General features: G+C 57.2%; 23 protein-coding genes. 21 read left to right on the forward strand and 2 right to left on the reverse strand.

Features of this window, described 5'->3' with window-relative positions; translation table 11 throughout:
• Positions 1–18: 18 nt before the first annotated feature.
• The gene (gene dnaA / locus EKA13_RS11700; RefSeq protein ID WP_065759562.1) at positions 19–1,524 is read right to left on the reverse strand and encodes a chromosomal replication initiator protein DnaA; all 1,506 of its coding nucleotides are present in this window, start codon (positions 1,522–1,524) and stop codon (positions 19–21) included.
• A gap of 582 nt (positions 1,525–2,106) precedes the next feature.
• On the opposite strand from dnaA, the gene rpmH reads away from it, so the two are divergent.
• The 21 genes from rpmH (at position 2,107) to glmS (ending at position 22,344) form a co-directional block, all read left to right on the forward strand.
• Positions 2,107–2,241, forward strand: a complete 135-nt coding sequence (rpmH, locus tag EKA13_RS11705; protein WP_002551315.1) for a 50S ribosomal protein L34 — start codon at positions 2,107–2,109, stop codon at positions 2,239–2,241.
• Positions 2,242–2,254: 13 nt separating this feature from the next.
• Complete coding sequence (rnpA, locus tag EKA13_RS11710; RefSeq protein ID WP_065759563.1) at positions 2,255–2,656, forward strand: ribonuclease P protein component; 402 nt, start codon at positions 2,255–2,257, stop codon at positions 2,654–2,656.
• Entirely contained in the window at positions 2,649–2,894 is a 246-nt protein-coding gene (yidD, locus tag EKA13_RS11715; RefSeq protein WP_083199795.1) for a membrane protein insertion efficiency factor YidD, read from the forward strand. The genes rnpA and yidD overlap by 8 nt, the downstream gene beginning before the upstream one ends.
• Before the next feature lie 2 nt (positions 2,895–2,896).
• Complete coding sequence (gene yidC, locus EKA13_RS11720; protein ID WP_065759564.1) at positions 2,897–4,570, forward strand: membrane protein insertase YidC; 1,674 nt, start codon at positions 2,897–2,899, stop codon at positions 4,568–4,570.
• Between the two features lie 83 nt (positions 4,571–4,653).
• The gene (gene mnmE, locus EKA13_RS11725; RefSeq protein WP_065759565.1) at positions 4,654–6,024 is read left to right on the forward strand and encodes a tRNA uridine-5-carboxymethylaminomethyl(34) synthesis GTPase MnmE; all 1,371 of its coding nucleotides are present in this window, start codon (positions 4,654–4,656) and stop codon (positions 6,022–6,024) included.
• Positions 6,025–6,539: 515 nt separating this feature from the next.
• Positions 6,540–8,432: a tRNA uridine-5-carboxymethylaminomethyl(34) synthesis enzyme MnmG gene (mnmG, locus tag EKA13_RS11730; protein WP_065759566.1), complete on the forward strand. Its 1,893-nt coding sequence runs from the start codon at positions 6,540–6,542 to the stop codon at positions 8,430–8,432.
• Positions 8,433–8,437: 5 nt separating this feature from the next.
• Positions 8,438–9,073 (forward strand): 16S rRNA (guanine(527)-N(7))-methyltransferase RsmG, encoded by a 636-nt coding sequence (gene rsmG / locus EKA13_RS11735; protein ID WP_176717420.1) that lies wholly within the window; start codon positions 8,438–8,440, stop codon positions 9,071–9,073.
• Between the two features lie 18 nt (positions 9,074–9,091).
• Positions 9,092–9,883, forward strand: coding sequence for a ParA family protein (locus tag EKA13_RS11740; RefSeq protein WP_065759568.1), 792 nt, complete (start codon positions 9,092–9,094; stop codon positions 9,881–9,883).
• Positions 9,884–9,892: 9 nt separating this feature from the next.
• Positions 9,893–10,765 carry a ParB/RepB/Spo0J family partition protein gene (locus EKA13_RS11745; protein ID WP_065759569.1) on the forward strand — a complete coding sequence of 291 codons (873 nt, stop codon included), beginning with the start codon at positions 9,893–9,895 and terminating at the stop codon, positions 10,763–10,765.
• A gap of 149 nt (positions 10,766–10,914) precedes the next feature.
• A complete protein-coding gene (locus EKA13_RS11750) occupies positions 10,915–11,322 on the forward strand; it encodes a F0F1 ATP synthase subunit I (RefSeq protein WP_065759570.1) in 408 nt (135 codons plus the stop codon).
• A 16-nt stretch (positions 11,323–11,338) separates the two neighbouring features.
• On the forward strand, positions 11,339–12,208 hold the full coding sequence (gene atpB / locus EKA13_RS11755) for a F0F1 ATP synthase subunit A (protein ID WP_065759571.1): 870 nt from the start codon (positions 11,339–11,341) through the stop codon (positions 12,206–12,208).
• Positions 12,209–12,352: 144 nt separating this feature from the next.
• On the forward strand, positions 12,353–12,610 hold the full coding sequence (atpE, locus tag EKA13_RS11760) for a F0F1 ATP synthase subunit C (protein WP_003097235.1): 258 nt from the start codon (positions 12,353–12,355) through the stop codon (positions 12,608–12,610).
• A gap of 57 nt (positions 12,611–12,667) precedes the next feature.
• Complete coding sequence (locus EKA13_RS11765) at positions 12,668–13,138, forward strand: F0F1 ATP synthase subunit B (RefSeq protein WP_065759572.1); 471 nt, start codon at positions 12,668–12,670, stop codon at positions 13,136–13,138.
• Positions 13,139–13,150: 12 nt separating this feature from the next.
• A complete protein-coding gene (locus tag EKA13_RS11770) occupies positions 13,151–13,687 on the forward strand; it encodes a F0F1 ATP synthase subunit delta (RefSeq protein ID WP_065759573.1) in 537 nt (178 codons plus the stop codon).
• A 21-nt stretch (positions 13,688–13,708) separates the two neighbouring features.
• Positions 13,709–15,253: a F0F1 ATP synthase subunit alpha gene (gene atpA / locus EKA13_RS11775; RefSeq protein WP_065759574.1), complete on the forward strand. Its 1,545-nt coding sequence runs from the start codon at positions 13,709–13,711 to the stop codon at positions 15,251–15,253.
• 50 nt (positions 15,254–15,303) lie between these two features.
• Positions 15,304–16,164 (forward strand): F0F1 ATP synthase subunit gamma, encoded by an 861-nt coding sequence (gene atpG, locus EKA13_RS11780; protein ID WP_065759575.1) that lies wholly within the window; start codon positions 15,304–15,306, stop codon positions 16,162–16,164.
• Between the two features lie 27 nt (positions 16,165–16,191).
• Complete coding sequence (gene atpD / locus EKA13_RS11785) at positions 16,192–17,568, forward strand: F0F1 ATP synthase subunit beta (protein WP_065759576.1); 1,377 nt, start codon at positions 16,192–16,194, stop codon at positions 17,566–17,568.
• 44 nt (positions 17,569–17,612) lie between these two features.
• On the forward strand, positions 17,613–18,038 hold the full coding sequence (locus EKA13_RS11790) for a F0F1 ATP synthase subunit epsilon (RefSeq protein ID WP_065759577.1): 426 nt from the start codon (positions 17,613–17,615) through the stop codon (positions 18,036–18,038).
• A gap of 115 nt (positions 18,039–18,153) precedes the next feature.
• Entirely contained in the window at positions 18,154–19,521 is a 1,368-nt protein-coding gene (gene glmU, locus EKA13_RS11795; RefSeq protein ID WP_065759578.1) for a bifunctional UDP-N-acetylglucosamine diphosphorylase/glucosamine-1-phosphate N-acetyltransferase GlmU, read from the forward strand.
• A 208-nt stretch (positions 19,522–19,729) separates the two neighbouring features.
• Complete coding sequence (locus tag EKA13_RS11800) at positions 19,730–20,497, forward strand: DeoR/GlpR family DNA-binding transcription regulator (RefSeq protein WP_065759579.1); 768 nt, start codon at positions 19,730–19,732, stop codon at positions 20,495–20,497.
• A gap of 11 nt (positions 20,498–20,508) precedes the next feature.
• The gene (glmS, locus tag EKA13_RS11805) at positions 20,509–22,344 is read left to right on the forward strand and encodes a glutamine--fructose-6-phosphate transaminase (isomerizing) (protein WP_065759580.1); all 1,836 of its coding nucleotides are present in this window, start codon (positions 20,509–20,511) and stop codon (positions 22,342–22,344) included.
• A gap of 58 nt (positions 22,345–22,402) precedes the next feature.
• On the opposite strand, the gene EKA13_RS28835 is transcribed toward glmS, so the two are convergent.
• Positions 22,403–23,107: a methyl-accepting chemotaxis protein gene (locus tag EKA13_RS28835; protein WP_425415171.1), complete on the reverse strand. Its 705-nt coding sequence runs from the start codon at positions 23,105–23,107 to the stop codon at positions 22,403–22,405.
• Between the last annotated feature and the right edge of the window lie 67 nt (positions 23,108–23,174).

Consider the following 23,174-nt stretch of genomic DNA (forward strand, 5'->3'; position numbering starts at 1 on the left):
AAGCTGCGCTGACAGTCATCACGTTGTCAGCGTCCGCAGCAGGTTCTTGTAGTCCTCGCGGATATCCGCGTCGGATTCCTTGAGTTCGTTAATCTTGCGGCACGCGTGCAACACTGTGGTGTGGTCACGACCGCCAAATACGTCGCCAATTTCAGGCAAGCTGTGGTTGGTCAGTTCCTTGGACAACGCCATCGCCACTTGTCGTGGTCGCGCGACCGAGCGGGAACGCCGCTTGGACAACAGATCGGAGATCTTGATCTTGTAGTACTCGGCAACGGTGCGCTGGATGTTATCCACACTCACCAGTTTGTCCTGCAGCGCCAGCAGATCCTTGAGCGACTCCCGAATCAGTTCAATGGTGATGTCACGGCCCATGAAGTGCGAATGGGCAATAACCCGCTTGAGCGCACCTTCAAGTTCACGGACGTTGGAACGAATCCGCTGAGCGATAAAGAACGCCGCATCGTGCGGGAGATCGACCTTGGCCTGATCGGCCTTCTTCATCAGGATCGCCACCCGCGTCTCCAGCTCCGGTGGCTCGACGGCAACCGTCAATCCCCAACCGAAACGAGACTTCAGGCGTTCTTCCAGGCCTTCGATTTCCTTCGGGTAACGGTCACTGGTGAGAATGACCTGCTGACCACCCTCAAGCAAGGCGTTGAAGGTGTGGAAAAACTCTTCCTGCGAACGCTCTTTACGGGCAAAGAACTGAATGTCATCGATCAGCAGCGCATCGACCGAACGGTAGAAACGCTTGAATTCGTTGATGGCATTGAGTTGCAGTGCCTTCACCATATCCGCAACAAAACGCTCGGAATGCAGGTAGACAACCTTGGCATTCGGATTTTTCTTGAGCAGGTGGTTACCCACAGCGTGCATCAAGTGCGTTTTACCCAGGCCAACGCCCCCATAAAGGAAGAGGGGGTTATAGCCATGTTTCGGGTTGTCGGCCACTTGCCAGGCAGCCGCACGGGCCAACTGGTTGGATTTACCCTCGACAAAGTTCTCGAAGGTAAAGGTACGGTTCAGGTAGCTGGTGTGTTTCAACGCACCTTCAACCTGCACGGTTCGTTGTTCGGCCCGGCCGCCAGAAGCAGGGGGGGCGTTGTTTTCCCCCATGGCATCGAAGCTATCGCGTGAAGGCGCATCCTCGATTTGAGCCACAACTGGCGCAGCGATCGGTTCAACGACCGGCGGGGCGACTTGAGCGGCTTGCGCCTGGGAAGCGGCAACAGCGGCCGCCAGCGGCGCATTGGGCGCAGCGCGAGGCGCAGAGCTGCGTCTGCTGCCTATTAATAAGGAAAGCGCTGGCGCAATGCCGTTGCCCTGTTCGCCTAGCAGTTCGAGCAGACGCCCAAGGTACTTCTCATTGACCCAATCGAGAACGAAACGGTTGGGCGCATACACGCGCAACTCGTCGCCTTCGGCTTCGACCTGTAGCGGACGGATCCAGGTGTTGAATTGCTGGGCAGGCAGTTCATCGCGCAGAAGCTCTACGCACTGCTGCCAAAGTTCCACTGACACGGATATCCCCTGAGTTTGAAAGCCGGTGAGGCAAAAACAAGCAGCCATTGTACCCGACCGGCCGCGCAGTTATCCACATGCCGATGCGATGAGCGTGGTGATAGATCAGCGACTTAGTGAACAAAATGATGCCGGAGGGGTGTGAATAAGCCCTGTGGATAACCGTACCTGAGGTCTTTGCACAAGTCCGGGTCGAAATCTGTTGATAACTCGCGTGTTGATAACTCACATTTTTATCCACAGATTTTCCGAGCGTTCGGCACAGCCAGGGCACCGCTTCCCGACAAGGTTTAAATTCTCTGTACGCTATGAAGATAAAGGCCTGTAGAACCTTATCCACAGAATTCTTCTACATAAGCTTTATAAGATTTACAGAAAAGCTTTAAATAATTCCTCTCTCTTTTTTTATGTTTAGGTCTGAACCCTGTACCTCGACACGTTCACACCCAACCCCCACCCATGTGACCACCTATAAGGAAAAGCTGGTTGGAAATTGACCTATGGCCTTGCTTTCTCTAGAATCGCCGATCTCTTAAAACGGGGGCCATTCCGGCCCGTAGTCGACGAACCAGGTAACACGCCATGAAACGTACTTTCCAACCAAGCACCATCAAGCGCGCTCGCACTCACGGTTTCCGTGCCCGTATGGCCACCAAGAACGGTCGTGCCGTTCTGTCGCGTCGTCGTGCCAAAGGCCGTAAGCGTCTGGCCGTTTGATCATTCGGCACAGGTGGTGAGTCAGGACTTCAGTCGGGAAAAGCGTCTGCTGACCCCCCGACATTTCAAAGCGGTCTTCGACTCCCCAACCGGCAAGGTTCCAGGCAAGAATCTTTTGCTCCTTGCCCGCGAGAACGGTCTGGATCATCCCCGCTTGGGGCTTGTGATCGGAAAAAAGAGCGTCAAGCTCTCCGTTCAGCGAAATCGACTCAAGCGATTGATGCGCGACTCATTCCGCCTTCACCAAGATTTATTGGCAGGTTGGGATATCGTTATCGTTGCGCGCAAAGGCCTGGGCGAGATCGAAAACCCAGAATTGCACCAACATTTTGGCAAGCTCTGGAAGCGTCTTGCGCGTAATCGGCCCGCTCCAGCGCCAACCGAATCCGTAGGGGTAGACAGTCCAGATGCGTAAACTGGTACTCGTTCCGATCCAGTTTTACCGTTACGCCATTAGTCCTCTGATGGCCAATCACTGTCGTTTCTACCCCTCCTGCTCCTGCTACGCACTCGAAGCCATTGAGTCTCATGGTCTTCTGCGTGGCAGTTGGCTGACCGTTCGTCGACTGGGGCGTTGCCATCCGTGGAACCCTGGTGGATACGACCCGGTTCCGCCCGCTTCTTCTTCCCGTACTTCTTCGATAGCCGAGTAATCATGGATATTAAACGCACGATCCTGATCGTCGCCCTGGCAATCGTGTCTTATGTCATGGTTCTTAAGTGGAACCAGGACTACGGACAGGCAGCCTTGCCGACCCAGAACGCCGCCACCGCGCCGGCGTTGCCGGACACCGCGCGGGCCGCAAGCAATTCCGCCAGTGCCGATGTTCCGAGCGCCAACCCCGAGTCGAATTCGACCGAACTGGCCCCGGTTGCCATCAGCAAAGACCTGATTCGGGTCAAGACCGATGTTCTTGATCTGGCTATCGATCCCAATGGCGGTGATATCGCGCAGCTGATGCTGCCGAAATACCCACGCCGTCAGGACCATCCCGATATTCCGTTCCAGCTGTTCGACAACGGCGGCGAGCGCGTTTACCTGGCACAGAGCGGTCTGACCGGTACCAACGGCCCGGATGCTCGTCCATCTGGTCGCCCGCTGTACGCTACCGAACAGAAAAGTTATCAACTGGCCGACGGTCAGGATCAACTGGTCGTCGACCTGAAGTTCAGCGACAACGGCGTCAACTACATCAAGCGCTTTACACTCAAGCGCGGTGAGTACGACCTGACGGTCAGCTACCTGATCGACAACCAGAGCGGTCAGGCCTGGAGCGGCAACCTGTTTGCCCAGCTCAAGCGCGATGCCAGCTCGGATCCGTCCTCGAGCACTGCCACCGGTACTGCCACTTACCTGGGTGCTGCCCTGTGGACAAGTGCAGAGCCGTACAAAAAAGTGTCGATGAAAGACATCGACAAGGGCAATCTGAAAGAAAATGTGTCTGGTGGTTGGGTAGCCTGGCTGCAGCACTACTTCGTGACGGCCTGGATTCCGAACAAGTCTGACAACAACATCGTTCAGACGCGCAAGGACAGCCAAGGCAACTACATCATCGGTTTCACTGGCCCGACACTGGAAGTCGCTGCAGGTGGTAAAGCCGAAACCAGCACCATGCTGTATGCCGGTCCGAAAATTCAGTCCAAGCTCAAGGAGTTGTCCCCAGGCCTGGAACTGACCGTCGACTACGGCATTCTCTGGTTCATTGCCCAGCCAATTTTCTGGCTGCTGCAACATATCCACAGCCTCCTGGGTAACTGGGGCTGGTCGATCATTGTCCTGACCATGCTGATCAAGGCACTGTTCTTCCCGCTGTCGGCTGCCAGCTATCGTTCGATGGCGCGCATGCGTGCCGTGGCACCCAAGCTTGCTTCGCTGAAAGAACAATTTGGCGATGACCGGCAGAAAATGTCGCAGGCCATGATGGAGCTGTACAAGAAAGAGAAGATCAACCCGCTGGGCGGCTGCCTGCCGATCCTGGTGCAGATGCCAGTCTTCCTTTCGCTGTACTGGGTGTTGCTGGAAAGCGTGGAAATGCGCCAGGCACCTTGGATGTTCTGGATTACCGACCTGTCGATCAAGGATCCGTTCTTCATCCTGCCGATCATCATGGGCGCGACCATGTTCATTCAGCAGCGCCTGAACCCAACCCCGCCGGATCCGATGCAGGCCAAGGTGATGAAGCTGATGCCAATCATCTTCACCTTCTTCTTCCTGTGGTTCCCTGCAGGTCTGGTGCTGTACTGGGTTGTGAACAACGTGTTGTCCATCACTCAGCAGTGGTACATCACCCGTAGCATCGAAGCGGCTAGCAAGAAAGCTGCTGCATAACGGGTTAGCCAGCTAACCTGTGGATAAACGCCCCCTCGTGGGGCGTTTTGCTATCTGTCGTTTTTGTCGTGAGGCCATCGATCATGAATACTCCGCGTGAAACCATCGCTGCCATCGCCACCGCCCAAGGGCGCGGAGGGGTAGGGATTGTGCGTATCTCCGGCCCCTTGGCGAGCCAAGCCGGGTTGTTGATCGCTGGCCGGACACTAACCCCGCGCTACGCGCATTACGGGCCTTTTCGCGGCGACGATGGCCAGGTCATCGACGAAGGGCTGGCGCTGTACTTCCCTGGACCGAATTCGTTTACCGGTGAAGACGTACTCGAACTCCAGGGGCACGGTGGCCCGGTGGTGCTGGACATGCTCTTGCAGCGTTGCCTGCAGTTGGGCTGCCGGCTTGCTCGCCCAGGTGAATTCAGCGAGCGTGCTTTTCTCAACGACAAGCTTGACCTGGCGCAGGCCGAAGCAATTGCCGATCTAATCGAGGCCAGTTCTGCACAAGCGGCACGTAACGCCTTGCGTTCGTTGCAGGGTGAGTTTTCCCGACGTGTGGATAAACTCACCGAGAGGTTGATCAACCTGCGCATCTACGTGGAAGCAGCCATCGACTTCCCTGAAGAGGAAATCGACTTCCTTGCCGATGGCCATGTCTTGAGCATGCTTGATCAGGTACGTGCTGAATTATCCACAGTACTGCGCGAAGCCGGGCAGGGGGCCTTGCTGCGCGATGGCATGAACGTGGTTATTGCCGGGCGCCCCAACGCGGGCAAATCCAGCCTGTTGAACGTGCTCGCCGGTCGCGAGGCAGCCATCGTCACTGATATTGCCGGTACTACCCGGGACATTCTTCGTGAACATATCCACATCGATGGCATGCCGCTGCATGTCATCGATACCGCCGGTTTGCGTGACACCGACGACCATGTGGAAAAGATTGGTGTAGAACGCGCACTGAAAGCTATTGGCGAGGCCGACCGGGTATTGCTGGTGGTGGATAGCACCGCACCTGAAGCCAGCGATCCATTTGCGCTCTGGCCAGAGTTCCTTGATCTGCGCCCGGATCCCGCCAAGGTCACCCTGATTCGCAACAAGGCGGACCTCAGTGGTGAGCCGATCACCATGACGCACAGCGATGATGGCCATGTCACCATTACCTTGAGTGCCAAGGATACGGACATGGGGCTTGATCTACTGCGCGAACACCTCAAGGCCTGCATGGGTTATGAACAGACCGCCGAGAGCAGCTTCAGCGCTCGCAGGCGCCACCTGGAAGCGCTCCGCCAGGCCAGCGACAACCTTGAACACGGTCGTGCACAGTTGACCCTGGCTGGCGCTGGTGAGCTTTTGGCTGAAGACCTGCGTCAGGCACAACAAGCTCTTGGTGAAATCACCGGTGCATTCAGCTCCGACGACTTGTTGGGCCGAATCTTCTCCAGCTTCTGCATCGGCAAGTAAGCACCTTATCCACAGTCGGCTCAGTTTCGAGCCGACTGCTGCGCGTCATCTCCCGCCTTTCTCTCCCGACACGAATGCATTCACAGGTCACGCCTGAGGGTTTTTCCTGCCCGCGTACTGGCTACCTGTGAATTAAGCCCTGTGGAAAACTCACCTTCAGCTCCGTTGATAACTGGCCTTCAAGGTTGGAGATAACCTGCGCTGTGGGTAACTAGCCATTTGATCCACAGGCTTAAAGCGCTTATCCAGAACGCTCAGACCCACTAGATCACAGGCTTATAAATCGCTGTACACGACGTAGATAAAGGCCTGTAGCACTTTATCCACAGAAAGGTGGCTGCATAAGAATAAACATAAAAACAAAGCTTTAATAAATTTCTCTCTTTAATTTCTATTGCCTGCCACTCATCCACAGGCTGGTTAAATTTTGTGCAAAAGGTTCCTTTAGAGGGGGGGAAGTCCCTATACTTGTCGGCTATCCCTTATTTATTCGCGAAACAGGCACGAGGTGCGTGGTGGATTTCCCTTCCCGTTTTGAAGTGATCGTCATCGGCGGCGGCCATGCCGGTACCGAGGCTGCGCTTGCGTCAGCACGCATGGGTGTGAAAACCCTGCTGTTGACCCACAACGTGGAAACCCTCGGTCATATGAGTTGCAACCCGGCCATCGGTGGTATTGGCAAAAGCCACCTGGTCAAGGAAATCGATGCACTCGGTGGCGCAATGGCGCTGGCAACCGACAAGAGTGGTATCCAGTTCCGCGTTCTGAACAACCGCAAAGGTCCGGCAGTACGTGCCACCCGTGCACAGGCAGACCGTGCGATCTACAAGTCGGTAGTGCGCGAGATCCTTGAGAACCAGCCCAACCTGTGGATATTCCAGCAGTCGTGCGACGACCTGATCGTCGAGCAGGACCAGGTGCGTGGTGTGGTTACTCAAATGGGCCTGCGTTTCTTCGCCGATGCAGTGGTACTGACCACCGGTACTTTCCTTGGTGGACTTATCCACATCGGTTTGCAGAACTACTCCGGTGGTCGTGCCGGTGATCCACCGTCGATTGCCCTGGCACATCGCCTGCGTGAATTGCCCTTACGGGTTGGTCGTCTGAAAACCGGCACCCCGCCGCGTATCGATGGTCGCTCTGTGGATTTCTCGGTGATGACCGAACAGGCGGGTGACACGCCCACCCCGGTGATGTCGTTCATGGGGTCGCAGCAGATGCACCCGCGCCAGGTCAGTTGCTGGATTACCCACACCAACGCACGCACCCATGAAATCATTGCGTCGAACCTTGATCGTTCGCCAATGTACTCCGGTGTCATCGAGGGTATTGGCCCGCGTTACTGCCCTTCGATCGAAGACAAGATTCACCGCTTTGCGGACAAGGAGAGCCATCAGGTCTTTATCGAACCTGAAGGCCTGACGACACACGAGCTGTATCCGAACGGGATATCCACATCCCTGCCATTCGACGTGCAACTGCAGATCGTTCGATCGATCCGCGGCATGGAGAATGCGCACATCGTTCGTCCGGGTTATGCCATCGAGTACGATTACTTCGATCCACGAGATCTCAAGTACAGCCTTGAAACCAAAGTGATTGGCGGCCTTTTCTTTGCTGGCCAGATCAACGGCACCACCGGCTACGAAGAAGCCGGTGCACAAGGATTGCTGGCCGGGACCAACGCCGCATTGCGTGCACAGGGCCGTGAAAGCTGGTGCCCGCGCCGCGATGAAGCGTATATCGGTGTGTTGGTCGACGACCTGATCACCCTCGGTACTCAAGAGCCGTACCGCATGTTCACTTCTCGGGCCGAGTACCGGTTGATCCTGCGTGAAGACAACGCCGACCTGCGTCTGACCGAAAAAGGTCGCGAACTGGGCCTGGTCGACGACGCCCGTTGGGCGGCCTTTACCGCTAAACGCGAAGGTATCGAGCGCGAAGAACAACGTTTGAAAAGCACCTGGGTACGCCCTGGTACGGCGCAAGGCCAAGCCATTGCAGAGAAATTCGGTACGCCGCTGAGCCATGAGTACAACCTGCTCAACCTGCTCACCCGTCCGGAAATCGATTACGCCGGTTTGATTGAAGTCACCGGTAGCGAAGGCATTGATCCACAAGTTGCCGAGCAGGTCGAAATCAAGACCAAGTACGCCGGCTACATCGATCGCCAGCAGGAAGAAATTGCTCGTCTGCGTGCCAGCGAAGATACCCGTCTGCCCGAGGATATCGACTACACGAACATTTCCGGGCTTTCCAAGGAAATTCAGAGCAAACTCAGCCAGAGTCGTCCGGAAACATTGGGTCAGGCTTCCCGTATCCCTGGCGTAACCCCGGCAGCAATTTCACTCTTGCTGATTCACCTGAAAAAACGCGGCGCAGGCCGTGAGTTGGAGCAAAGCGCTTGAGTTCCATGGTCACCCCTCAACATGCCGAAGAGTTGTCCACAGGCGCCCGCGAACTGGGCGTCGAGTTGAGTGCCAGCCAGCAGGAGCAACTGCTGGCGTACCTGGCACTGCTGATCAAGTGGAACAAGGCGTATAACCTGACCGCTGTGCGTAACCCGGACGAGATGGTTTCCCGTCATTTGCTCGACAGCCTGAGTGTAATGCCGTTTATCCACAGCGAGCGTTGGCTTGACGTCGGCAGCGGCGGTGGCATGCCCGGTATTCCATTGGCTATCCTGCATCCGGAAAAGCAGGTCACGGTGCTCGACAGCAATGGCAAGAAAACCCGCTTCCTGACTCAGGTAAAGCTGGAATTGAAACTGGATAACCTGCAAGTTATCCACAATCGGGTTGAGGCGTTCCAGCCGGAGCGCCCTTTCACCGGAATCATTTCGCGTGCTTTCAGCAGCATGGAAAACTTCACTAACTGGACGCGGCACCTGGGGGATACCCAGACGCAGTGGCTGGCAATGAAAGGGCTGCATCCAGCTGATGAGCTGGTAGCATTGCCGGCAGATTTCAAAGTGGATAGCGAGCAGGCCTTGACCGTACCGGGTTGCCAAGGCCAGCGCCATCTGCTGATACTGCGCCGCACGGCATGACTGGGAACACAAGCAAGAATGGCTAAGGTATTCGCAATCGCGAACCAGAAGGGTGGTGTGGGTAAGACCACCACCTGTATCAATCTCGCAGCATCGCTGGTGGCGACCAAGCGCCGCGTGCTGCTGATCGATCTCGATCCACAGGGCAACGCCACCATGGGCAGTGGTGTGGATAAACACGTCCTGGAACATTCGGTCTATGACCTGTTGATCGGTGAATGCGATCTGGCCCAGGCCATGCGCTTCTCCGAGCACGGTGGTTATCAACTGCTGCCGGCCAACCGTGACCTGACCGCCGCCGAGGTGGTGTTGCTGGAAATGCAGATGAAGGAGAGTCGCCTGCGTACCGCGCTGGCGCCGATCCGTGAAAGCTACGACTACATCCTCATCGATTGCCCGCCGTCGTTGTCGATGTTGACCCTCAACGCCTTGGTCGCGTCCGATGGCGTGATCATTCCGATGCAATGTGAATACTTTGCGCTGGAAGGTTTGAGTGACCTTGTGGATAACATCAAGCGGATTGCCGAGCGGCTTAATCCACAGCTGAAGATCGAAGGTTTGCTGCGGACCATGTATGACCCGCGCCTGAGCCTGATCAACGATGTATCGGCGCAGCTCAAGGAGCATTTCGGTGATCAGCTGTACGACACCGTGATCCCGCGCAACATTCGCCTGGCCGAGGCACCAAGCTTCGGCATGCCGGCGCTGGCCTATGACAAGCAATCGCGCGGTGCCTTGGCCTACTTGGCCCTGGCCGGTGAGATGGTGCGTCGCCAGCGTCGTCAATCTCGCACTGCACAAGCAACTTAAGGAATCCGTATGGCCGTTAAGAAACGAGGTCTCGGACGTGGGTTGGATGCACTGCTGAGTGGTCCGACTGTCAGCGCGCTCGAAGAGCAGGCTGTCAAAGTCGATCAGAAAGAACTGCAACACCTGCCGCTCGACCTGATCGAGCGCGGGAAGTACCAACCTCGCCGCGACATGGATCCGCAGGCGTTGGAGGAATTGGCGCACTCGATCCGTAGCCAGGGCGTCATGCAGCCGATCGTGGTTCGTCCGATCGCTGACAATCGCTACGAAATCATTGCGGGTGAGCGCCGCTGGCGCGCCAGTCAGCAGGCCGGCATGGATACCATTCCGGCAATGGTTCGTGATGTGCCCGATGAGGCAGCCATCGCGATGGCGCTGATCGAGAACATCCAGCGCGAGGACCTCAACCCGGTGGAAGAGGCGATTGCCCTGCAACGGCTGCAGCATGAGTTCCAGCTGACCCAGCAGCAGGTTGCTGATGCCGTGGGCAAGTCGCGGGTTACCGTGGCCAACCTGTTGCGCTTGATCACCCTGCCGGAAGTCATCAAGACCATGCTCTCCCATGGAGATCTGGAAATGGGCCATGCACGTGCATTGCTCGGATTGCCGGATGAGCAACAGGTTGATGGGGCGCGACATGTTGTCGCACGTGGACTGACGGTGCGCCAGACTGAAGCACTGGTCCGTCAGTGGCTCAATGGCAAGCCTGAACCGGTCGAACCGGCCAAGCCTGATCCGGACATCGCACGCCTTGAACAGCGGCTCGCAGAGCGGTTGGGCTCGGCTGTCCAGATCCGTCATGGGAACAAGGGCAAGGGCCAGTTGGTGATTCGTTATAACTCACTGGATGAGTTGCAGGGCGTCCTTGCTCACATCCGCTGAAACAATTCCTGTTGTAGCGCACAGTCGGAAATCACTACCCAGCAGTTGAATAGGGGTTAAACCGCCCCTATACTCTGCGCGCATTTTGTCGGCACAAATTATGCCAAGTCAGAGTTGACGGGTTGGCCGACTTTTGAGGAGCAGTTGTGATGGAAACCCGCACGCCAAACCGCTTGCCTTTCCATCGCTGGGCGGTTTTTCCGGTACTGCTGGCTCAGTGTGTCGTGTTTCTGTTGGCAGCCTTGGCGTTGTGGCAGTGGCGCGGGGCAGTCGACGGATATTCAGGTCTCTGCGGAGGGCTGATTGCCTGGCTACCGAATGTGTACTTTGCTTGGAAGGCTTTTCGGTTTACCGGAGCCAGGGCAGCGCAGGCCATCGTCAAGTCGTTTTACGCTGGCGAGGCAGGCAAATTGATTTTGACGGCAGTGCTGTTCGCGCTGACGTTTGCAGGAGTGAAGCCATTGGCGCCATTAGCAGTATTCGGCGTCTTTCTGCTGACCCAGTTGGTCAGCTGGTTCGCGCCCCTGCTAGTGAAAACAAGACTTTCGAGACCTTAGGGCGTTTGAGGCAAACATGGCAGCAGAAACCGCTTCGGGCTATATCCAGCACCACTTGCAGAACTTGACCTACGGTCAACTACCAGACGGCGGTTGGGGCTTTGCCCATTCCGCAGCAGAAGCCAAAGCAATGGGCTTCTGGGCGTTCCACGTGGACACCCTGGGTTGGTCCTTTGCGCTGGGTCTGATCTTCATTCTCCTGTTCCGCATGGCGGCCCGGAAAGCAACTTCCGGTCAACCTGGCGGCCTGCAGAACTTCGTTGAAGTGCTGGTGGAGTTCGTCAACGGTTCGGTCAAGGACAGTTTCCACGGTCGTAGCCCGGTTATCGCACCGCTGGCGCTGACCATCTTCGTCTGGGTCTTCCTGATGAACGCCATCGACCTGGTACCGGTCGACTGGATTCCTCAACTGGCCATGCTGATTTCCGGCGACAAGCACATTCCTTTCCGTGCGGTCTCCACGACTGACCCGAACGCTACTCTGGCCATGGCCTTCTGCGTGTTCGCGTTGATCATTTTCTACAGCATCAAGGTCAAGGGCATCGGCGGTTTCCTCGGCGAACTGACCCTGCATCCGTTCGGCAGCAAGAACATCTTCGTTCAGATCCTGCTGATTCCGGTGAACTTCCTGCTGGAATTTGTGACCCTGATCGCCAAGCCAATCTCCCTGGCACTGCGTCTTTTCGGCAACATGTACGCCGGCGAGCTGGTGTTCATCCTGATTGCCGTGATGTTCGGTGCTGGTCTGCTCTGGCTCAGCGGCCTGGGCGTGGTGCTGCAGTGGGCGTGGGCGGTGTTCCACATCCTGATCATCACCCTGCAAGCGTTCATCTTCATGATGCTTACCATCGTCTACCTGTCGATGGCTCACGAAGATAACCATTAAGACCGCCTGGCGTGTCTGAAGACCCTTTCGCCGGTACGGGCAAGGGTCGCAAAAGGTCCGCAAGGGCAGCTGTACAAAACGATTTTGCTTTACCGCTTCAAACTAAAAAACCTAACCAATACGACGTAAAAGTCGGGAGGAAAGATGGAAACTGTAGTTGGTCTTACCGCTATCGCTGTTGCTCTGCTGATCGGCCTGGGTGCACTGGGTACCGCCATTGGTTTCGGCCTGCTGGGCGGCAAGTTCCTGGAAGGCGCTGCTCGCCAGCCAGAGATGGTTCCAATGCTGCAAGTTAAAATGTTCATCGTTGCCGGTCTGCTCGACGCCGTAACCATGATCGGTGTTGGTATCGCTCTGTTCTTCACCTTCGCTAATCCCTTCGTTGGTCAAATCGCCGGCTAATCACTCGAATTTTCGAGTGGTTTTGTGTGATGGACAAAGAACGAGCGAGGTGTTGGCGTGAACATTAATGCAACCCTGATTGGCCAGTCCGTTGCGTTCTTCATCTTTGTGCTGTTCTGCATGAAGTTCGTGTGGCCTCCGGTCATCGCGGCATTGCAAGAACGTCAGAAGAAGATCGCGGATGGACTGGACGCTGCCAGCCGAGCAGCTCGCGACCTGGAGCTGGCCCAAGATAAAGTGGGTCAGCAACTGCGCGAAGCGAAAGCTCAGGCAGCCGAAATCATTGAGCAAGCCAAGAAGCGCGGTGCTCAGATCGTCGAGGAAGCCCGTGATCAGGCCCGCGTCGAAGCTGACCGTGTGAAGGCTCAGGCTCAGGCCGAGATCGAACAGGAACTTAACGGTGTCAAAGACGCGCTGCGCGCCCAACTGGGTAGCCTGGCCGTTAACGGCGCTGAGAAGATCCTTGGTGCCACAATCGATCAAAACGCGCATGCGGAGCTGGTTAACAAACTGGCCGCTGAAATTTAAGCGAGGGCGATCATGGCAGAATTGACCACGTTGGCCCGACCTTACGCTAAGGCTGCCTTTGAGCATGCCCAGGCCCATCAGCAACTGGCCAATTGGTCAGCCATGCTCGGCCTGGCTGCTGCGGTGTCGCAAGACGGCACCATGCAGCGCCTGCTCAAGGCCCCGCGACTGACGAGCGCAGAAAAGGCCGCCACTTTTATTGAAGTGTGCGGTGACAAGTTTGATGCCCAGGCACAGAATTTCATTCATGTTGCCGCGGAAAACGACCGTCTCCTGCTGTTGCCGGAGATTTCGTCGCTGTTCGAGCTGTACAAGGCCGAGCAGGAAAAATCCGTGGACGTGGAAGTCACTAGTGCTTTTGCGTTGAACCAAGAACAGCAAGACAAACTCGCCAAGGTTCTCAGTGCACGGCTCAGCCGGGAAGTGCGACTGCACGCTGTGGAGGATACCTCCCTCATAGGTGGTGTCGTGATCCGCGCCGGCGACCTGGTAATCGATGGCTCGATTCGCGGCAAAATCGCGAAACTGGCCGAAGCATTGAAATCTTGAGTTTGAAGGGGCAGCAGAGCAATGCAGCAACTCAATCCTTCCGAAATTAGTGAAATCATTAAGGGTCGCATCGAGAAACTCGATGTCGCCTCTCAAGCCCGCAACGAAGGTACTGTCGTCAGCGTTTCTGACGGTATCGTGCGGATCCACGGTCTGGCCGACGTTATGTACGGCGAAATGATCGAGTTTCCGGGCGGCGTCTACGGTATGGCCCTCAACCTGGAGCAAGACTCCGTTGGTGCGGTAGTACTGGGCGCATATACCTCCCTTGCCGAAGGCATGAGTGCCAAGTGCACCGGCCGCATCCTGGAAGTTCCGGTTGGTAAGGAACTGCTGGGTCGCGTAGTCGACGCACTGGGTAACCCAATCGACGGTAAAGGCCCACTGAACAACACCGAGACCGATGCGGTCGAGAAAGTTGCTCCGGGCGTTATCTGGCGTAAATCGGTAGACCAGCCTGTACAGACTGGCTACAAATCCGTCGACGCCATGATTCCAGTCGGCCGTGGCCAGCGTGAGCTGATCATCGGTGACCGTCAGATCGGTAAAACCGCCATGGCGGTTGACGCGATCATCAACCAGAAAAACAGTGGCATCTTCTGCGTCTACGTCGCCGTTGGTCAGAAACAATCGACCATCGCCAACGTTGTTCGCAAGCTGGAAGAAAACGGCGCTCTGGCTAACACCATCGTTGTTGCCGCCAGTGCCTCGGAATCCGCCGCACTGCAATTCCTGGCGCCATACGCCGGTTGCACCATGGGCGAGTTCTTCCGTGACCGCGGTGAAGACGCGCTGATCGTTTACGATGACCTGTCCAAGCAAGCTGTTGCTTACCGTCAGATCTCCCTGCTGCTGCGTCGTCCACCAGGACGTGAAGCGTACCCAGGTGACGTGTTCTATCTCCACTCCCGTCTGCTGGAGCGTGCATCGCGCGTTTCCGAAGAGTACGTTGAGAAGTTCACCAACGGTGCAGTAACTGGCAAAACCGGTTCCTTGACCGCTCTGCCGATCATCGAAACCCAGGCTGGCGACGTTTCCGCGTTCGTTCCGACCAACGTGATCTCGATCACCGACGGTCAGATCTTCCTGGAATCGGCCATGTTCAACTCGGGCATCCGCCCTGCAGTTAACGCCGGTGTTTCGGTATCCCGTGTAGGTGGTGCCGCTCAGACCAAGATCATCAAGAAGCTGTCCGGTGGTATCCGTACCGCTCTGGCTCAGTACCGTGAACTGGCTGCATTTGCCCAGTTCGCTTCTGACCTGGACGAAGCCACCCGTAAGCAACTCGAGCACGGTCAACGTGTTACCGAGTTGATGAAGCAGAAGCAATACGCGCCAATGTCCATCGCTGACATGTCGCTGTCGCTGTATGCCGCTGAGCGTGGGTTCCTGGTCGACGTTGAAATCGCCAAGATCGGTAGCTTCGAACAAGCGCTGATTGCTTACTTCAACCGTGATCACGCCGAACTGATGGCGAAGATCAACGTGAAGGGTGACTTCAACGACGAAATCGACGCTGGCATCAAAGCCGGTATCGAGAAGTTCAAGGCCACCCAAACCTGGTAAGCCGCAGCGGGGGCTTTGCAGCCCCCGCTTGCTAACCTGATAGGTGTTACATGGCAGGCGCAAAAGAGATTCGCAGTAAGATTGCGAGCATCAAAAGCACGCAAAAAATTACCAGCGCCATGGAAAAAGTGGCGGTCAGCAAGATGCGCAGGGCTCAACTGCGTATGGCTGCTAGCCGTCCTTACGCGGAGCGCATCCGCCAGGTGATTGGTCATCTGGCCAACGCCAACCCGGAATACCGCCACCCGTTCATGATCGATCGCGCCATCAAGCGTGTCGGTTATATCGTGGTGAGCAGTGACCGTGGTCTGTGCGGCGGCTTGAACACCAACCTGTTCAAGGCCCTGGTCAAGGACATGTCGGCAAACCGCGAACAAGGCGTCGAGATCGACCTGTGCGTGATCGGCAGCAAAGGTGCGGCATTCTTCCGTAACTTCGGCGGTAACGTCGTTGCTGCAATCAGCCACTTGGGCGAAGAGCCATCGATCAACGATCTGATTGGTAGCGTCAAAGTCATGCTGGACGCATACCTGGAAGGCCGTATCGATCGCCTGTCCGTGGTGTCGAACAAGTTCATCAATACCATGACGCAAAAACCAACGGTCGAGCAGTTGATTCCGTTGGTCGCAACCCCGGATCAAGAACTCAAGCACCACTGGGACTACCTCTACGAACCCGATGCCAAAGAGCTGCTGGACGGCCTGATGGTGCGTTACGTGGAGTCGCAGGTCTACCAGTCGGTAGTCGAGAACAACGCGGCTGAACAAGCTGCGCGGATGATCGCAATGAAAAACGCCACCGACAACGCCGGCGACCTGATCAGCGATTTGCAGCTGATCTACAACAAGGCACGTCAGGCTGCGATCACCCAAGAGATCTCGGAAATCGTCGGCGGCGCTGCCGCGGTTTAACGGTTCAAATATTCAGAGGATCCAGCTATGAGTAGCGGACGTATCGTTCAAATCATCGGCGCCGTCATTGACGTGGAATTCCCACGTGACAGCGTACCGAGTGTCTATAACGCGCTGAAAGTACAGGGCGCGGAAACTACTCTGGAAGTTCAGCAGCAGCTGGGCGACGGCGTAGTACGTACCATTGCGATGGGCTCGACCGAAGGCTTGAAGCGCGGTCTGGACGTCGTTGACACCAAGGCAGCCATCTCCGTTCCAGTCGGTAAAGCGACTCTGGGCCGTATCATGGACGTCCTGGGCAACCCAATCGACGAAGCTGGTCCGATCGGCGAAGAAGAGCGTTGGGGCATTCACCGTGCCGCGCCTTCCTTCGCAGAACAGGCTGGTGGCAACGACCTGCTCGAAACCGGTATCAAGGTTATCGACCTGGTTTGCCCGTTCGCCAAGGGTGGTAAGGTTGGTCTGTTCGGTGGTGCCGGTGTAGGCAAAACCGTAAACATGATGGAACTGATCCGTAACATCGCCATCGAGCACAGCGGTTTCTCCGTGTTCGCCGGTGTGGGTGAGCGTACTCGTGAGGGTAACGACTTCTACCACGAGATGAAGGATTCCAACGTACTGGACAAGGTTGCTCTGGTATACGGCCAAATGAACGAGCCACCAGGAAACCGTCTGCGCGTAGCGCTGACCGGCCTGACCATGGCTGAGAAGTTCCGTGACGAAGGTAACGACGTTCTGCTGTTCGTCGACAACATCTATCGTTACACCCTGGCCGGTACCGAAGTATCCGCACTGCTGGGCCGTATGCCTTCGGCAGTAGGTTACCAGCCGACCCTGGCTGAAGAAATGGGCGTGCTGCAAGAGCGCATCACTTCGACCAAGCAAGGTTCGATCACCTCGATCCAGGCCGTATACGTACCTGCGGACGACCTGACTGACCCGTCGCCAGCGACCACCTTCGCCCACTTGGACGCCACCGTGGTACTGTCCCGTGACATCGCCTCCCTGGGTATCTACCCAGCGGTCGATCCACTGGACTCGACTTCGCGTCAGCTGGACCCTCTGGTCATCGGCACCGAGCACTACGAAACCGCTCGCGGTGTTCAGTACGTGCTGCAGCGCTACAAAGAGCTGAAGGACATCATTGCCATTCTGGGTATGGACGAACTGTCCGAATCCGACAAGCAACTGGTATCCCGTGCTCGTAAGATCCAGCGCTTCCTGTCCCAGCCGTTCTTCGTGGCTGAAGTCTTCACCGGTGCTTCGGGTAAATACGTTTCCCTGAAAGACACCATTGCTGGCTTCAAAGGCATCCTCAACGGTGACTACGACCACCTGCCAGAACAAGCGTTCTACATGGTCGGCGGCATCGAAGAAGCGATCGAGAAAGCCAAGAAACTGTAATCCCGGCGCCCCGAAAGGGGCGCTAATCAGGTTGAGGCAAGCAGATGGCTATGACAGTCCATTGCGATATCGTCAGCGCGGAAGGAGAAATTTTCTCCGGTCTGGTCGAGATGGTGGTTGCGCACGGCAACCTGGGTGATATCGGTATCGCTCCAGGCCACGCCCCGCTGATCACTGATCTGAAGCCGGGTCCGATCACGCTGACCAAGCAGGGTGGCGACAAGGAGGTGTTCTACATCTCCGGTGGTTTCCTCGAGGTCCAGCCGAACATGGTCAAGGTGCTTGCCGATACCGTGCAACGCGCTAGCGACCTGGATGAAGCCTCCGCTCAGGAAGCCGTCAAGGCTGCTGAAAAGGCCCTGCACGAAAAAGGCGCGGAGTTCGACTACGGTTCCGCCGCTGCACGTCTGGCCGAAGCCGCAGCCCAGCTGCGCACCGTCCAGCAGATCCGCAAGAAGTTCGGCGGTTAAGCCAAGCTTCTGTAGTGCGATTGAGTTAAAGGGTAGCCTCGGCTACCCTTTTTCTTTTTCTGTAACTCCTTCTTTTTGGTCACAGTCGCTGACCACCCAGGATTGGTAGCCAGTCATGTCTCTCGATATCGTTATTCTCGCCGCGGGCCAAGGCACACGCATGCGTTCAGCCTTGCCCAAGGTGCTGCACCCGGTTGCGGGCAACTCCATGCTTGGCCATGTTATCCACAGCGCCCGGCAGCTTCAGCCACAGGGTATGCATGTGGTAATCGGGCATGGCGCGGAAGTGGTTCGTGAGCGTTTGGCTGCCGACGATCTGAATTTTGTACTGCAGGACAAACAACTGGGCACAGGCCATGCTGTCGCACAGGCGCTGCCACACCTGACGGCCGATACCGTGCTGATCCTTTACGGTGATGTGCCGCTGATCGAAGTCGACACCCTCAAGCGGTTGCTGGCCAAGGTTACTGCGCAGCAACTGGGCTTGCTGACCGTTACGCTGAACGACCCGACAGGCTATGGCCGTATCGTGCGTGATGCACAGGGCCAGGTGGCGGCAATCGTCGAGCACAAGGATGCCAGCGAAGCACAGCGGGCGATCAAGGAAGGCAACACCGGTATCCTCGCTGTCCCGGGGGCGCGTTTGGCTGAGTGGCTTGGCCGGCTGTCTAACAACAATGTGCAGGGTGAGTACTACCTCACCGACGTGATCGCCATGGCCGTTGCGGATGGCCTGGTGGTTGCCACCGAGCAACCGCACGACCCGATGGAAGTGCAAGGCGCCAACGACCGTCGCCAACTGGCTGAGCTGGAGCGTCATTATCAGTTGCGTGAGGCACGTCGGCTCATGGCGCTGGGCGTCACCCTGCGTGATCCGGCGCGTTTCGATGTACGTGGCGAGGTTACCGTTGGTCGTGATGTGCTGATCGACATCAACGTGGTCCTGGAAGGTCGTGTCGAGATCGAAGACGACGTGGTGATCGGTCCTAATTGTGTGATCAAGGACAGCACCCTGCGCAAAGGCGTGGTGGTCAAGGCCAACAGCCATATCGAAGGTGCCATCATGGGCGAGGGCAGCGACGCCGGCCCATTCGCGCGTCTGCGCCCTGGCAGCGTGCTGGAAGCACGAGCCCATGTGGGTAACTTTGTCGAGTTGAAGAATGCTCACCTGGGCGAGGGTGCCAAAGCCGGTCACCTGACCTACTTGGGCGACGCTGAAGTCGGCGCACGGACCAACATTGGCGCAGGCACCATCACCTGCAACTATGACGGTGCGAACAAGTTCAAGACGGTGTTGGGTGAGGATGTCTTCATCGGTTCCAACAACTCCCTGGTTGCGCCTTTGGATATCCTTTCTGGCGCTACAACGGCAGCCGGTTCGACCATTACGCAGAATGTCGATGCAGCTCAGTTAGCCGTTGGTCGGGCACGTCAGCGCAATATCGATGGCTGGAAGCGGCCAGAGAAGATCAAGAAGAACTGACGTTATCCACATGTGAATAAAAGAGCCGACTGGATTGTGCATAAGTCGGCTTTTTTTATGCCAGGCGCTCTAGGCCGGGATTGGTGGATAAAAGCTCCAGTCATGTCTAGTTATGCACAGGCAAAAACATACGCATCGTCCTTGACGAAGTGAAAGCTTTAGGTTTTGATTGGCTTCATTAACTTACGAAACGAAACTTAAAGCCAAAATGTCGAAACGAAACACTCCACAACGACGGCACAACATCCTCGCGCTGCTGAATGAGCTGGGCGAGGTCAGTGTCGATGCGTTGGCCAAACGTTTCGAGACCTCGGAAGTCACTATCCGCAAAGACCTGGCGGCTCTTGAGGCCAATGGTCTGTTGCTGCGTCGTTACGGCGGCGCGGTTACGCTGCCTCAGGAACTGATTGCCGATCAGGCACAGCCGGTGTCTGCCTATAAACAGGCCATTGCCCGCGCTGCAGTGGGCAGGATTCGTGAGCATGCGCGAATCATCATCGACAGTGGCAGTACGACCGCCGCCATGATCCCTGAGCTTGGCCAGCAGCCGGGCCTGGTGGTGATGACCAATTCGTTGAATGTCGCCCGCGCCCTTAGCGAGCTTGAGCATGAACCGGTGCTGTTGATGACCGGCGGTACCTGGGATCCGCATTCCGAATCCTTCCAGGGCCAGGTCGCCGAGCAGGTACTACGCTCTTACGATTTCGACCAGTTGTTCATTGGCGCCGATGGCATCGACCTGGTGCGTGGCACCACCACCTTCAATGAGTTGCTGGGGTTGAGCCGGGTCATGGCCGAGGTCGCGCGGGAAGTGATTGTCATGGTCGAATCGGACAAGGTCGGTCGCAAGATCCCCAATCTCGAGCTGCCCTGGAGCAGCGTCAATACCCTGATTACTGATGAGCGCCTGCCCCAAGCGGCACGTGAACAGATTGAAGCCCGCGGCGTAAACGTTATCTGCGCCGCAATCAGCTAGGAGTAATTTCTATGTGTGGAATCGTTGGCGCCGTCGCTGAACGTAACATCACCACTATCCTCATCGAAGGCCTCAAGCGCCTGGAGTACCGTGGCTATGACAGCGCCGGCCTGGCCGTCTATAGCGCGCAAGGCGTCCTGGAGCGCCGTCGTCGTATCGGCAAGGTCAGTGAGCTGGAAGCTGCCGTTGCCGCCGAACCGCTGTCGGGCCTGCTGGGTATCGCCCATACCCGTTGGGCAACCCACGGTGCGCCCAGCGAGCGCAATGCACACCCTCATTTTTCCGGCCACGACCTGGCGGTGGTGCATAACGGCATCATCGAGAACCATGAGGAGCTGCGCGAGCAGCTCAAGAGCCTGGGTTATGTGTTCAGCTCGGAAACCGATACCGAGGTGATCGTTCACCTGCTGCATCACACCCTCAAGACCCAGCCGGACCTGACCGAAGCGCTCAAGGTAGCGGTCAAGCAACTGCACGGTGCCTATGGCCTGGCCGTTATCAGCGCCAAACAACCGGATCGCCTCGTCGCTGCGCGTAGCGGCAGCCCGCTGGTGATTGGCCTGGGCCATGGGGAAAACTTCCTGGCGTCCGACCAGTTGGCCCTGCGCCAGGTCACCGACCGTTTCATGTACCTGGAAGAAGGTGATATCGCCGAGATTCGCCGCGACAAGGTCAGTATCTGGAACCAGGCTGGCCAAGCTGTTCAGCGTGAAGCGGTGCAGTACCACGAAGGTGCAGAAGCGGCTGACAAGGGTGAATACCGCCACTTCATGCTCAAGGAAATCCACGAGCAGCCTACGGTGGTGCAGCGCACGCTGGAGGGTCGGCTGGGCACTGACCATGTGCTGGTTCAGGCCTTTGGCCCGCAAGCCGCCGAGCTGTTTGCCAAGGTTCGCAATGTGCAGATCGTTGCCTGTGGCACCAGTTACCATGCGGGTATGGTTGCGCGCTACTGGTTGGAAGAACTGGCCGGTATTCCGTGCCAGGTCGAAGTGGCCAGCGAGTTCCGCTACCGCAAGGTGGTTGTGCAGCCCGACACCCTGTTCGTTTCGATCTCCCAGTCTGGTGAAACCGCAGACACCCTGGCAGCGCTGCGCAATGCCAAGGAGCTGGGCTTCCTGGCCAGCCTGGCCATTTGCAACGTCGGGATCAGTTCGCTGGTACGTGAATCGGACCTGACCCTGCTGACACTGGCCGGCCCGGAAATCGGTGTGGCCTCGACCAAGGCGTTCACCACCCAACTGGTTTCGTTGATGCTGCTGACCCTGGCCCTGGGCCAAGTGCGTGGCACCCTGGGAGCAGGCGTTGAGGCCGATCTGGTCGAGCAATTGCGCCGCCTGCCGGTTCGCCTGGGCGAAGCGTTGGCGATGGATGCCACCATCGAGAAAATCTCGGAGCTGTTCGCCGACAAGCACCATACCTTGTTCCTTGGTCGTGGTGCGCAGTTCCCGGTGGCGATGGAGGGGGCGCTCAAGCTCAAGGAGATCTCCTATATCCACGCCGAAGCCTACCCGGCTGGTGAGCTCAAGCATGGCCCGCTGGCGCTGGTGGACAACGACATGCCGGTGGTCACCGTGGCGCCGAACAACGAGCTGCTGGAAAAGCTCAAGTCCAACCTGCAGGAAGTGCGCGCCCGTGGTGGCCAACTGGTCGTCTTTGCTGATGAGCAAGCCAGCATGAGCAATGGTGAAGGGACTCACGTGATCGCGATGCCGCACATCGCTGATGCCCTGGCGCCGATTCTCTACACCATTCCGCTGCAGTTGCTGTCGTACTACGTTGCCGTGCTCAAAGGGACCGACGTTGACCAGCCACGCAACCTCGCCAAGTCGGTGACCGTGGAGTAAGGCAGCTGTTGAGGCGAGCGCGTTGCTTACCAGCGCTGCTCGCCTGCTTCAGACCGGCCTATAGCTTGAACTGGCTGACAATCTCATCCAGCCGTCGAGCGTCTTCACCAGCCGCTCGGCCACTGGCCAGTGTGCTCTCAGACAATTCTGCGGTACGCCCGGCGACATTCGCCACGCTGCTGATCCGCTGGTTGATTTCATCGCTGACCATGGACTGCTCGCGAGCCGCTTCAGCGATGTGCAAGCTCATCCCCGATACCGAGGCCATCAAGGTACTGATGTTCACCAGTGCCTGACCGGCTATTTCGGCCTGCGTGACACCTTTTTCGGCATAGGTACGGCTTTCCTGCATGACTGCGACGGCCTCTTGGGACGCACTCTGCAGGCGCTCGATCATGCCCTGGATTTCTTGGGTCGAGGCCTGGGTACGGCTGGCCAAGGTGCGGACTTCATCGGCTACCACGGCAAAGCCCCGGCCTTGCTCGCCTGCGCGTGCCGCTTCAATGGCGGCGTTCAACGCCAGCAAGTTGGTTTGTTCGGCAATGGTCCGTATCACTTCCAGCACCCCACCGATGGAACGTGAGTGGGTTTCCAGGGTTTGAATCACTTCGGACGCCCGGCCGACTTCGTTGGCCAAGGTTCGAATCTCGACAATTGTCTGGTTCACCACGCCAATCGCTTCTTGCGTCTGGCGATCAGCATCACCGGTTTGGGCCGAGCTTGCCTGGGCATTGGCGGCCACGCCCTGTACGGTGGCGGCCATCTGATTGACTGCTGTGGCCACTTGATCCACTTCCGAACGCAAGGTTTCGGCGCTCGCTTCGGCAGCT

This window comes from Pseudomonas defluvii (assembly GCF_001695625.1).
Classification (GTDB): domain Bacteria; phylum Pseudomonadota; class Gammaproteobacteria; order Pseudomonadales; family Pseudomonadaceae; genus Aquipseudomonas; species Aquipseudomonas defluvii.